The following is a 12,224-nucleotide window of genomic DNA, read 5'->3' as shown; positions in this document are numbered from 1 at the left end:
CGGAGGCCACGCGGCGCCCTAATGGACAGCGCTCACGGCGCGACACCCCACCAGCCGTCTGCGGTCTCCAGCGACCGGCGGGGCCACCGTCTTGACGAAGAGATCCATGTCTCCGAGCGCTTGAGTGGTCATCCCGCCGGCGGCTCGAGCAGCAGTCTGCGCCCGCCACCGGCCGGGGTCACCCTCTTGACGAAGAGATCCAAGTCTCCGGGCGCCAAAGTGATCATCCAAACCGGTGGCCGCGAGCCGCACGCCACAGACCCATTAGGGCGCCTCCGGCATCGCAAGCGATCGAGCAAGCTCGACCCCCTGACCCCCACCGGTCCGAACCTAAGGTCGGCAGCTATCGGGGCGATGCGGAGGACTGCCCGCACGCTTGACACGTAACCGTCAACGCACTCAGTCAAGTCGACGAGCGCTCCGAGAGCAGGGCTATTGATCTGAGGTGCGCTGCTGCAGTAAGCGCAGAGGCGACGCGATTGGGCTACGCGAACAGTAGGTTGGCGAGACTGTAGCCGAATACAAGAACACCCATCGCCATGCCCACAATGGGTATCCTTCGGAGTTGGCGAGTGACAGCATCCCGTTCGAGAACCGTATTCCGACCGCTCCGAACGAAACCATCGAAGATCCGGTTCACTGCACGTTCGGTCTGCGCGAGCCACGCGAGCGCCACGAAGATCGGGCCGATGACTAGCCCTGTCACGGCTTGAGACACGCTGAGAGCTATCAGTTCGACCTACCAGGTGAAGCGATGATTGACCGACCGAGCAGTCGACGAATACGCACCAGTCTTGCAACCGGCATGTCGTGTCCCCCGAGCGCACCGGCTCGAATCGCCGCGCATCGGTGCGCGACATAAATGACGCGCTACCAGCCGGCTGCGGCCAGAGCACGCTAACTGCTAGATCGGGTACGCGCATCCCACCGTTACAGAACGCAGCAGGGTCACGTGACGAGCGGCCGACTGCGATTCTCCCGACTCCCGGCCGAAGCCGCCGGTCCTGGACGCTCTCGATGCGCAGCACCTCCAACGACGGGCCAAGGTTCGTACGGCCATGCCAAGGCGGCCGAGCTCCACGATGAATCCGGGACGACTTACGGGGCGGGATTCAACGGGCGGTAACAGGAGGCGAGCCGCAGCGACGAGCGACCGGCACGCGCCGGATCCCCATGAAATAAAGGGCTTTCGAACGACAAGGAGCAACGTCGAGTAGGTCAGCCCGATTATCAACGGGTTCGGGGTTCGAGTCCCTGGCGGCGCACCAAGCCCAGGTCACCACGGTGTCCTGGGCTTTGTTGTTTTCCCAGCACGCCTTAAACACGCGTTTGCCCCAGGCCTTCGATCAGCTGATCACAGCCGGCGCGGCGTATCCCTCGCTCCGCCCACAGGTCACCTGTTCGTCCTGGGTGACGGCGCGGCAGTTCGTCACTGTGCGTCACCTCACATCGCCTTGGTCGCCCCGCCGTTGAGCTATCGCCAGAGCACAAAGTCGGAGGTGTGAGATGGCGAGGCAACCGCTAATGGTAGAAGCCAACACCCCGCGGCTCGACCGCGTCATCAACCGCGTCGAACACACGCCACCGCAAACTCATGCCACCTTTGGCTGCTCTCCATCCTCCGCACACGCGAAGCAATCGGAAGATCAACCATCTCCCGCCACACAGACCTTCGATCTCCGTGCATCTTGACCGAGTCGATCCGAACTGCCGATCCAGGTCGCAATATCCCGCAAGTTGGTGAAGGCGATTTCGATCAAGCGAGCCGAACCCCGTGATCGGAGCCGAGCCGTGGCCGCTTCGGTCAGGTGCCGGTGCGGCCGATGAGCCACCTGACTCGAACGACTCCGGGCAGTTGAGGAGAGCGCCAAGTCCAGCGCCGATAGTTGCGAGATCGCCCTAGTTCATGAACGTTCACGCCAGTGTGCGTAGCTCTGACGTTGAACTGCCGGGCGACACCGACGCCCGCAGCCCGCTGGTGATCAACCTGGACGCAACGACTCGCCTGACCGATGGCGCGCCCCGCCGCCGGGAACCCAAACGCCTGGGCGCCCTACGACCCGCACTCGGTTGTTCCCGCTCCAACGGTCCGCACCCGAGCGGTGAAAGATCGCGGCCAACTCGACCGGCTGCTTTGTGCTCCGGAGGGCGCCGGTTACTTGATACTCGTGCGGAGGGTCACATACCTGCGTGCTCAAGCCCGAGAGGTGGAGGGATGAGCGACGCAGGTCGTGTGATGGACGGCGCGGAGCGGTTCGAGGCCGACGCGGTCTCGCGCGGACTCGACGTTGAGATCGTCGAGCACCTGGAGGCTCAGAGTCTCCCAGAGCCGGCCGAGTTGCTCAGCATCGAGCCGGGCGACATCGTGAAGTCGCTTGTCGTGAAGCGGCACGACGGGAACTTCCTGTTCGCGCTGATCCCCGGCGGCCGCCAGATCTCGTGGCCGGAGCTCCGCGCGGTGGTGGGCGTCAACAAACTGCGGATTTCCGACGATGGAATGGCCCTCGACGCGACGGGCTACCAGTGCGGAGTCACGCCGATCGGGTCGACCACGGCCTGGCCGGTCGTCGCCGACGAGCGAATAGTCGGCCGCCGTATCGCCGTGGGCGCCGGGACGGGCGGGCGCGTCGCCTTCGTCGACGCGGATGCCCTGGTCGCCGCCTACGACGCGACTGTCACCGACATCAGCGCTGAGGAAACGCATCACTGACCTCCGCGCCCGGTCCTCGGATTCCAGTACGAGCTTGCAGACGGACTGCGAGCACCACGACCAGCACTGACTCTGTGTGCAGATGGACCGCACCTGCCTGCGTGTCGGTCCGACCAGCTGCATCGATGCGACCTCACGTCGCCGTTCCCCGTTGCCATCACCAGGGTGTTCACCACCCGCAACGGCGATGTAGAGATCCTTCTTTGCAGGACGATTCGCCGTAAGCCATGATCGCTACTTACCCAACCGCGCCCTGCTCCCGGATCGCCCGCGACCTGAACAGCCATGATGGCGGGTGAGGATCAGTTGCATGAGCTCACGCCCCGTCGAGCGACTCGCTCACCAGCAAACGCAGGTGTCCTTGCCCGGGTAGTAGAAGCGCACCGGGACGATCGCGATCAGGTTCGGGTCGTACAACTGCTCATCGCCGTGCGAGACTGCTCGGCACGGCTCTCCTTCGCGGTCGACGCTACTCGTGACCGGGCGTCTGCTGCCTCAGGACCGCCGCGAGGTCCGTCCACGGGACGGCGACGGCGAGCAGGCCCACCTCGGTCTCAGCGCAGTTGGCGGAAGAACTCGGTGATGTCGGCTGCGAGCAGTTCGGGCTCTTCGTGGGCGGCGAAGTGTCCGCCGCATGGCATCGACGTGTACCGGGTGACGTTGTAGGTGCGTTCGGCCCAGGAGCGCGGGGGCTGGGTGAGGTCCGCGGGGAAGACGGCGACGGCGGTGGGCACTTCGACCTTGTCGACCCGCCGGGTCAGGCCGCGGGCGTACTCGTAGTAGGGCCGGAACGACGTCGAGATCGTGCCCGTGAACCAGTACAGGGACGCCTGGGTAAGAACGAAGTCGTCGGTGAACCGCGACGACAGATTGCCGCCCGAGTCGCTCCAGGCGCGGTACTTCTCGACGATCCAGGCCAGCAGGCCGGTCGGCGAGTCGGACAGGGCGTGGGCCAGGGTGAGCGGTCGGGTGTTCTGCTGGTGCTGGTAGCCGCCCTCCTCCGCGCTCCAGGTGGCGACCTGATCGAGGTAGGCCTGCTCGTCCAGGGTGAGGCCGGCGGCGTCGTACTCCTGGGGTGCGGCGACGGCGAGCAGGTGGATGCCGGCCAGCGACTCCGGGTAGGCCTCACCCAGACGCGAGGTGATCCCCGCGCCCAGGTCGCCGCCGTGGGCGGCGTACCGGTCGAAGCCGAGCTCGTCCCGCATGAGCAGGTGCCAGAGCTGGTGAGTCTGGAGCGTCGGCGGCAGGGTCGGTCGTTGCGGCGAGAACGCGTAGCCGGGCAGCGAGGGGATGACGACCGTGAACGCGTCCGACGCGTCGCCGCCGTGCTTCGACGGCTCCGCGAGACGCCGGGCGAGGTCGGTGAGCTCCAGGAAGGTGCTGGGCCAGCCGTGGGTCAGCACGATCGGCAGGGCGCCGGGCTGCTCGCCGTCGAACCGGAGGTAATGGACGGGCGTGCCGCCGATGGCGGCGGAGTGGTGCGGCAGGGCGTTGATCCGCGCCTCGTGGGTGCGCCAGTCATAGCCTGTGGCCCAGTACTCCGTGAGGCGGCGCACCTCAGTGGTGTCGGCGCCCGCTTCCCAGCCATCGACGGGCCACCGGGTGGGCCACCTGGTGGCGCGTAGCCGCGCGCGCAGGTCTTCGAGTTCTGCATCGGTCACCGCGATCAGCGGCGGGTGGTCGGTCATGTGCCTCTCCTGGTCATGCTCACGTGCTGGTCGTGCTGACGCTCGGTGCGACAGCGCCTGGACCTGGTCGACGACCTCGGGACGGGTGACGAACGGATGGTGCCCGGTCGGCAAGTCGACGGAGCGCGTCGCGCGGCCCGCACCAGCTTGCGGTTACCGCGTTGCGGTGGCCAGTGCCGTACGGATCGCGTCCCCGCCGGCAGGCTGGCCCTTCTCGTTCGACGCCGCCCCGTACGGAGTTCCCCACACAGGCGTGCCCGTCGCCTGCCGCCAACCGTCGGCCAGCGGTCCCGCGTCCACCACGCCGTACCCGATGGATGCAATGAACTCGGTCACCGCCGCCTTCGCCGACGCGGAGTCCCCGGCGATCGGCAGGTACGAGCGGTCGGCAGCCTCCGCTGGGCGGGCGAGTGACAGCAGGTGCTTGAAGTAGATGGTGTTGAACGCCTTCACGAGCCCGGCGTCCGGGATGTACCGCAGCAGCAGCTCGCTCGAGGTGAGCGACGTGCCGTCGAGCTCGGCGATGGGCCCGTCACGATCGGGACCGTAGTTGCACGTGTCGATGACCGTCTTCCCCGCCAGTGGCGCGGCGGGCAGGGTGGGGAAGGCCTTGACCGGCACTGTGACCACGACGATGTCACCGGCCGCCCCGGCCTCCCCGCTCGTCGCCGCGGTCGCCCGCGGCCCCAGTTCAGCGACCGTGTCCGCGAGCGTCTCGGGACCGCGCGAGTTGCTGAGCACGACCTGGTGGCCGGCCTCGACGGCGAGCCGCGCGATGGTGCTGCCGATGGCTCCGCTTCCGATGAATCCCACACTTGTCATGTTCTCGAACGTCCCTCCAAAAGAGCCTTGTCCTCGCCATGGGCGGGACCCGTTGCCATGAGGTCCCTGCCCTCAGATGGCGGGGACGTCAGCTGATGGGAAGTAATGACCGTTGTCCAGATCGGCGAGCAGGCTGGGCTGAGCCGGTTCCCAGCCGAGGGTCTTGCGGGTGACGAGGCTGGACGTCGGGTAGCTCTGGTTGACCACGTTCGCGAGGAACCCGAAATATCCCGGCAGCATCAATTCGTCCGGGGGCACGCTCACGGCGGGCAGGCCCAGGCGGCTGCCGATGGCCTCGGCGATCTCGCGGAACGGTATGCCCCCGTCCTCAACCGCGTGCCAGTAGCTGCCGGCCGGGCCCTTCTCCAGCGCCAGGCGGAACAAGGAGGCGCCGTCGCGGACGTGCACGGCGTTCCAGAGGTTCGTGCCGTCTCCGGGGTAGCCGGCGAAACCCTTCTCCTTCGCCAAGGCGATCAGCGTGGGAAGGAAGCCGGCACGATCGGTCGTGCTGTGCGCGATGTTGGCAATGCGCACCACCGAAGACCGCACTCCCCGCTCGGCGAGGCCGATGACGGCGGTCTCGACGACATTACGAGCCCGCAGGGTGCCCTTGTGCTCGTCGCCGACAGGAAGGGCTGGGTCGTCCTCGGTGGCCGGCCGGCCCAGCTGCCCGGGCGAGCCGATGCTCCCCGCCGCGACCAACGGCTTTCCGGTTCCCGCGAGCGCCTCGCCGTACGCGAGCATGATCGGGAGCTCGGCGGCGGCCACGGCGTCGATACCGCCGGACGGAAGCAGGTCTTGCCGGTGCGCGACGTGGATGACGCCGTCGGAGTCCGCGGCCGCCTCCTTGAGCCCGTCGAGGTCCTGGAGGTCGCCGCGGCGTACCTTTGCGCCAAGCGCGGACAGCTCCGTGGCGGCCGTGTCCGACCGGGCCAGGCCGGTGACCTCGTGGCCGGCTGCGATGAGCTCGGGGATGATGTGCGAACCGGAGTGGCCGGTCCCGCCAGTGACGAAGACGCGCATACTGCTGCTCCTTGTGAGTGATTCGGAAGAATTGGTGGTGGGGGTGCTCTCAGGAGGGGAAGTCGACGCCGAGGGCGACGTCGAAGGTCCCCGCGCCGTTGCGGGCCAGGCCCATCAGCAGGGGCCCGACCCCCTCCAGCCAGCGAGCCATCTCCAGGCCGCCGACATCGAGGGGTCGCAGTCCGAGGCTCTCGATGAATGCCGACACGCTCGCCTTGGCCTGCGGGTCATCTCCGGCGAAGAACACGTCCAGCGGACGATCCTGGACCAGGACGTGGCCGAAGACGGTGTTGAACGCCTTCAGGACGTGCGCGCTCGCCGGGGCCGCTTTGGCGATCTCTTGCGCACCGGACGTGCCATCAGGGACGACCAGCGCGGTGGCGTCGGCGTTGAAGGTGTTCGAGATGTCGATGATGACCTTGCCGGCCAAGGCATCCCCGTACTGGGCGACGATCGGCACCGCGCTGGCGTACGGCACGGCCAGGACGACGATGTCGCCGGCGGGTACGGTGCCGAATGTCCCCACCGTGGCCCCGACGCCGAGTTCGGCAGCCAGGCCCTTGGCCTTGGCCGGGTCGCGGCCGATGAGTTCGATCGAGTGGCCGCCCGCGACCGCGCGTGCGGCGATGGCGTGGGCCATGCCACCCAGTCCGATGAAACTGATGCTGCTCATGGTGAGTGCTCTCTTCCTTAAGTGGTCGTGTCTTCGGTGGTCGTGTCTTCGGTGGTCACAACCGGCCGGTACGCGCGATCACCTGGCCGGCGAAGTCGAGCAGCTGGTCAAGGCTGGTGAACATCGCGAAGGCATCGAAGTACGCCTCGTCGACACCGGAGTCGGCGTATCGCTTCAGCTGGTCCGCGACCGAGTCGACGGACGTGCCCGGCTCGAGGTTGATCCGCATGGCCGTCTTGAGTGCGTCGGGATCGCGGCCGGTGTCTTCCGCCGCTCGACGCGCGATCGACCACAGGCGGCCGGCGCCCTCGCCTGACCGGACGCAGGCCGGCGTGGACCGGTGGCATGGTGAAGAACTCGCTGTCCCAGGACACGGGACTGGTTGTCCACCACGCCTGCAGGAACGCCAGGATGTCGTCGAGCATCTTGCCGCGCCGCTGCCAGTCCGCGTTGCGGGCCACGTCGTACTCCTGCTTCATCCACCCCAGCCCGACACCGACCCCGAGGCGGCCGTCGCTGAGCACGTCGAGCGTGGTCAGCTGCCGGGCCAGGTGCGGCGGCTCGTAGTAGAACGTACTGAGCGTGCTGGTCTTCAGGCGCACCCGGCTGGTCGCTGCCGCGGCCACGGTCAACAGCAGCACCGGATCGACGGAGCGGGTCATCTGTGGCCCTCGGGCCAGATAGTTGCTGCCCACATCTACCGGCGTGACCAGTCGATCGCCGACCCACAGGGCGTCGTAGCCAAGGTCCTCGAGTCCGCGGACGAAAGCGCTCAGGGCGGGGGCGTCGCTGACGGAGGGTCCGACCAGGGGAATCATGAAACCGAGCTGCATTGCGACGAGCCTCCTCAGGCGAAATTTCCCGCCACTGTTGATTTCCGACATCTGCGAGTCAGTGGTCCATCAACCCGTCAGAGCGCAGGGCGTTCGTACGCCGACCGCTCAGCCCGGGGTCAGTCCGTGAATTCGTTGACGCCCATGGCGAAGTTCCCGTGGCCGATCCCGTTGCCCGCGAGGCCTACCGTGAGCACACCCGCTCCTTCCAGCCAGTGCGCCATCTTCAGGCCGCCGACGTCCAGCGGGCGCAGTCCGAGGCTCGCGATGAATGCCGCCACGTCCGCCTTGGCCTGCGGGTTGTCGCCGGCGAAGAAGACGTCGGGCCGGCCCTCCGCCAGAACGTTACGGAAGACGGTGTTGAAGGCCTTGATCACGCTGGCGCCGGCCGGGGCGATCTTGGCGACCTCCTGCGCGATCGAGGTCGGCTCGCTGTGGGCCAGTCCGTCGAACGTGGCGTTGAACGGGTTGCTGATGTCGACGATGATCTTGCCCGCGAGGGCATCCCCGTACTCGGCGACGACCGGAACGACACCGGCGTACAGCAAGGCCGTGATGACGATGTCCCCGGCCGGGACGGCGCCCCACTGACCTGCCGTGGCGCCGCCGCCCAGAACCTTGGCCAGGTCGTCGGCCTTGGACTGGTCGCGTCCCATGACCTCGACAGTGTTGCCGCCAGCTACCGCGAGCGTGCCGATGGTACGGGCCATGTTCCCCGTACCGATGAGAGTGATGCTGCTCATGAAGTGTGTGCTCTCTTCCTGGTGGGTGTCAGATGGCGGTGGTGCCGCCGTCGGCAACGAGTTCCAGGCCGTTGACATAGCTGGAGTCGTCCGAGGCGAGGAACAAGGCGATGGTGGCGATCTCTTCGGGGCGGCCCATCTGACCGCGAGGGATGAGGGACTCGAAGGCGGCCCTGGTGGCCTCGTCGAACAGTTCTTCCTGTTTGGCCGTGGCGACCTGGCCGGGGGTCAGGACGTTCACGCGGATCTTGCGGTCGCGTAGTTCATTGAGCCAGACGCGGGCCCAGGCCTGCTGGACGGCTTTGCTTCCCGCGTACAGACTCCAGCCGGGAAAGGCACCGAGGGAGGCGTTGGAACCGGTCATGAGGATCGAGCCGTTGTCGTTCATCAGCGGCAGTGCCTTCTGCACGGTGAACAGGGTGCCGCGCGCGTTGAGCGAGAAGGCGCGTTCGAACTGTTCCGCGGTGATCTCGCCGAGGGCACCCGGTTCGCCCATCCCGGCGCTGGCCCACAGCACGTCGATCGAGCCCTTCTCCCGCTTGACGGTGTCGTACAAACGGTCCAGGTCGTCCAGATCGGCCGCGTCCCCCTGGACGGCAGTGACGTTGCGGCCGATCACCTTGACAGCGTCGTCCAGCGCGTCCTGCCGCCGGGCCTGGATGAAGACATACGCTCCCTCCTCGACGAACACCTTGGCCCCGGCCAGTGCCATGCCGGTGGATCCACCGGTGATCACCGCGACCTTGCCATCGAGCTTTCCCACGGTTACTCCTTTGAATTGACGGGTCTCCGAGACGGGAATAGAAGTGGCCTAATTCTTGACGTGCTCATCCTGGTTTTGGGCCCTGCTATCGAATACCGATCCCGAATTCTTGAACCGAGTTCTCTCGGCCCCATGAACAATGCCACTGGCCTGAGCGGGTGTCCAAGACCTGTTTCAGTCGTGGTGATACCCTCGAGGCATTGCCGGACCGGGAGGCCCCATGGATCTGGACCTGCGCAAGCTGCGCTACTTCGTCGCCGTCGCCGACAGGCTGCACTTCGGTCGCGCCGCCGATGAGTTGCACATCGCGCAGCCGGCGCTCAGCCGGCAGATCCGCGCGCTGGAACAGGATCTCGGCGCCTCCCTGTTCACCAGGGACAGCCACGGCGTAACGCTGACTGACGCGGGCCGGCAGCTGCTGGACGACGCCGGTCCGCTGCTCGCCTCCGCACACGCGGTCCGGCGCCGGGTGTCCGTGGCAGAACGCGGCGGCCAGCGGCTGGTGGTCGGCTTTCGGGCCGGCATCCCGGTCATCCCGGCGACGCGGGTGTTCGAGGCCCAGCACCCGGACGTGGTCGTGGACGTGCAGCGAATGGAATGGGACGACCAGGCCCCGATGCTGCTGGACGGCCGCGTCGACGTCGGCTATGTGCGGCTGCCCATCGACGAGACCGGCCTGCGCCTGACTCCGCTCTACACCGAGCCCCTCATGGTGGCGCTGCCCGCCGATCACCGGTTGGCAGGCAAGGGAGAGGTCTCCGAGGCAGACCTGGCCGGTGAGCCGCTGATCTGGCATGCCGACGCGAGCACGCAACCCACCCGGCGCCCACACCCCGACTCCGGACTCCGGGTACGCGGCCTCGACGAGAAGCTCGAGCACGTCGCGGCCGGCCGCGGCATCTCGTTCGTGGGGCGTTCGGAGACCGTGTTCTACTCACGCCCGGACATCAGCTACGTGCCCGTCCCGGACTTGGCGCCCGACCAGGTATTCGTCGCGATGGCGGCATCGCGCACCTCGCCGCTGGCCGACGACTTCTTCGCCGCGGTTCAGGCGACGGCTGAGGTCACGGCAGAATGCGGGAACTATGAGATGTGGCAGCTTGCGGCCGACGCCGCTTCAGAGCGCGGTGAACACCTCGGCTGACAGCAGCCGGACCCACCTCCAGTACCCGCATGCCCTGTTCGATCCTGGCCTGATGCAACAATCTGGCGTGCAGCCTCGGCGCGCTGATCGACATGGTGCGCCCGGGCTCGTCACTCCCAGTGCGGACCACAGAGTTCGCGTACGCTCGGGGTCAGAGGGGCACGTCTGGACTCGATCTTTTTGCGTTTCTGTTGCGGTGCTCACGTTCTACAAACCTCTCAGGCCCGGAGATCCGCAAATCTCCGGGCACTGATTTTCGTAGCGGGCACACGATTTGAACCTGCGACCTCTGGACCTTATAGGCCGAGAATCAACGCTACGAGAAGTCGGTGGGATTCGGGGCGGAATCACTAGGGCGAACGGCTGCCCGCCGACTACGTCATACCGGATTCCATCGGGGTATTCCCGGCGCTCGGCGAAAAGCGCGCGGCCGGTCCGCACCGCTGTCTGAATCCGCCCTCGGTCTCAATATCGAATGACGGTGGTGGCTTACCGAGGATGTCGATCAGCTCCCCGATGCACTCGGCGTGCTGAGGATCGGGGCGGGTTGGCCGACCAGTTGGCGCCGGTCGTCCTCGACACACCGACCTCACGGGGCCGCGGCCATGATGCTCCATCCACGAGCCCGCAACTCCACGAACCGCTGCCGCGCCGACGACAGCCGACGCCGCCCAGGCCCCTTCTTCACACGACGAGACGACAACACAACCTCCCAATCCAAGGACGAAGTGCTGCAACCGTCAGTAGAAACCACCCCGGAACCAGAGGATCAGTCTTCAGCCGAAGCCGACAGGCCTTCGTTCCCGGCATCCTGACCTCCGCCGGCCCTCGGCGAGAGGAGCGGCGTAGAGTGGCGGTGCCACGAGTGGGTCGGACAGTCGGCCGTGGTACTCGTGTCGCAGACGACGGGATCTCGTCGATGAGCAACTCCTTCTTCCGCTCGGACAACCTTCGCCGGAGCGGCCGATTCGTCGCCAGGTTCGCCCACCAGTTGAGCGTCGAGTCCGGTACGACGGTCAGTGCCCGCTGGAACCCGGTCAGCCCGGCACCCAACTCGAGGTCGCGATGGCAGATCGCCTGACAGGATGGTCCGAGCCTGCCGCTGATGCAGTACTACGCCAACGGGCTGGCAGGCAGTATCGCCGGGGTCGAGATCGAGTCCCTGCAGTGGACTCGACGTATCTCCGCGCAGACCGTCGGATCGGTGATGATTCGCAACGTGCGCGCCGGACTGCCACCGTTGGGCCGGTACGCCGACCGGCATGCCCTGGTGGCCTCGCTGGACACGGTGGATTTCCCCGAGCGAGGTACCTCTCGTGACGTTCGGTTGGGCGCCCGGCTGGCGCAGCTCGGTAACCATCCCGAGCGCGACATGGCGAGGTTCCTCTCGCTCCACGGACTGGCGGGTCTCGGCGAGAGCTCCTTGGAATCACCAGGACCGTGCTGTCCCGAGGCACTTGCAGGACGATGCTCCGACGCGCCACCGGCCCATTCACAGTGCAGTTGACCCAGCCTCCAGCCTGTAACCCCGGGATAGGACGGACATCTCCGAGCCCACAGAAATGGCGCGGCCGCGCAAGGCTCGGCGTCGCGTCGTCCACGTTGGCGTCCGGATAGCGCCGCAGCGCGCGGTAGGCGACGCCCTTCGCCTGGCCGACCCAATGACGGCCCCGGCGGCGCAGATCCGCGACCGTGCTCTCGGCGCGGCTGGAATGCCGCAGCCTGCCCGCCCTGCCCCCCGAGCAGGGCGGTACTCGATTGTTGCGGAGTGGTTCTACCAGTCGCCGGAGGAATCGCGACTGCCGGCCTTGGCGAGGCCACGGCT

General features: G+C 67.0%; 11 protein-coding genes and 2 pseudogenes. 4 read left to right on the top strand and 9 right to left on the bottom strand.

All coding sequences use genetic code 11. The features are described from left to right. The first annotated feature begins 2,215 nt into the window (after positions 1-2,215). Positions 2,216-2,710, top strand: coding sequence for an aminoacyl-tRNA deacylase (locus E0H73_RS45440; RefSeq protein WP_131367521.1), 495 nt, complete (start codon positions 2,216-2,218; stop codon positions 2,708-2,710). Positions 2,711-3,264: 554 nt separating this feature from the next. Here the strand turns inward: E0H73_RS45440 and E0H73_RS45435 are convergent. From E0H73_RS45435 to E0H73_RS45405, 8 genes and pseudogenes are all read right to left on the bottom strand, one after another. Further along, positions 3,265-4,398 carry an epoxide hydrolase family protein gene (locus E0H73_RS45435; RefSeq protein ID WP_202867944.1) on the bottom strand — a complete coding sequence of 378 codons (1,134 nt, stop codon included), beginning with the start codon at positions 4,396-4,398 and terminating at the stop codon, positions 3,265-3,267. A 153-nt stretch (positions 4,399-4,551) separates the two neighbouring features. After that, on the bottom strand, positions 4,552-5,220 hold the full coding sequence (locus E0H73_RS45430) for an NADPH-dependent F420 reductase (RefSeq protein ID WP_202867943.1): 669 nt from the start codon (positions 5,218-5,220) through the stop codon (positions 4,552-4,554). Between the two features lie 72 nt (positions 5,221-5,292). Beyond that, complete coding sequence (locus E0H73_RS45425) at positions 5,293-6,243, bottom strand: SDR family oxidoreductase (RefSeq protein ID WP_131367519.1); 951 nt, start codon at positions 6,241-6,243, stop codon at positions 5,293-5,295. A 49-nt stretch (positions 6,244-6,292) separates the two neighbouring features. Next, positions 6,293-6,916 carry an NADPH-dependent F420 reductase gene (locus E0H73_RS45420; protein WP_131367517.1) on the bottom strand — a complete coding sequence of 208 codons (624 nt, stop codon included), beginning with the start codon at positions 6,914-6,916 and terminating at the stop codon, positions 6,293-6,295. 55 nt (positions 6,917-6,971) lie between these two features. Beyond that, complete coding sequence (locus E0H73_RS47830) at positions 6,972-7,145, bottom strand: hypothetical protein (RefSeq protein ID WP_238164698.1); 174 nt, start codon at positions 7,143-7,145, stop codon at positions 6,972-6,974. A 46-nt stretch (positions 7,146-7,191) separates the two neighbouring features. Next, positions 7,192-7,734, bottom strand: a pseudogene (locus tag E0H73_RS48640) (LLM class flavin-dependent oxidoreductase); the annotation flags it as partial. Between the two features lie 134 nt (positions 7,735-7,868). After that, on the bottom strand, positions 7,869-8,492 hold the full coding sequence (locus tag E0H73_RS45410; protein WP_131367515.1) for an NADPH-dependent F420 reductase: 624 nt from the start codon (positions 8,490-8,492) through the stop codon (positions 7,869-7,871). Between the two features lie 28 nt (positions 8,493-8,520). Continuing rightward, a complete protein-coding gene (locus E0H73_RS45405; RefSeq protein WP_131367513.1) occupies positions 8,521-9,255 on the bottom strand; it encodes an SDR family NAD(P)-dependent oxidoreductase in 735 nt (244 codons plus the stop codon). 220 nt (positions 9,256-9,475) lie between these two features. Here E0H73_RS45405 and E0H73_RS45400 point away from each other — a divergent pair, with 220 nt between their 5' ends. Beyond that, on the top strand, positions 9,476-10,399 hold the full coding sequence (locus E0H73_RS45400) for a LysR family transcriptional regulator (RefSeq protein WP_131367511.1): 924 nt from the start codon (positions 9,476-9,478) through the stop codon (positions 10,397-10,399). Here E0H73_RS45400 and E0H73_RS48635 read toward each other — a convergent pair. Beyond that, positions 10,320-10,532 (bottom strand): annotated as a pseudogene (locus E0H73_RS48635) (hypothetical protein); the annotation flags it as partial. The gene E0H73_RS45400 and the pseudogene E0H73_RS48635 sit on opposite strands and share 80 nt — an antisense overlap. A 786-nt stretch (positions 10,533-11,318) precedes the next feature. Here E0H73_RS48635 and E0H73_RS46440 point away from each other — a divergent pair. Together E0H73_RS46440 and E0H73_RS45385 are read left to right on the top strand one after the other, a co-directional pair. Continuing rightward, positions 11,319-11,480 (top strand): hypothetical protein, encoded by a 162-nt coding sequence (locus tag E0H73_RS46440; protein ID WP_165556179.1) that lies wholly within the window; start codon positions 11,319-11,321, stop codon positions 11,478-11,480. 24 nt (positions 11,481-11,504) lie between these two features. Next, entirely contained in the window at positions 11,505-11,906 is a 402-nt protein-coding gene (locus E0H73_RS45385; protein ID WP_131367507.1) for a hypothetical protein, read from the top strand. The last annotated feature ends 318 nt before the right edge of the window (positions 11,907-12,224 follow it).

Source organism: Kribbella pittospori (assembly GCF_004331465.1).
Taxonomy (GTDB): Bacteria; Actinomycetota; Actinomycetes; order Propionibacteriales; family Kribbellaceae; genus Kribbella; species Kribbella pittospori.
The sequence above is the reverse complement of the archived record's forward strand: the minus strand, read 5'-3'. Positions and strand labels throughout refer to the sequence as shown.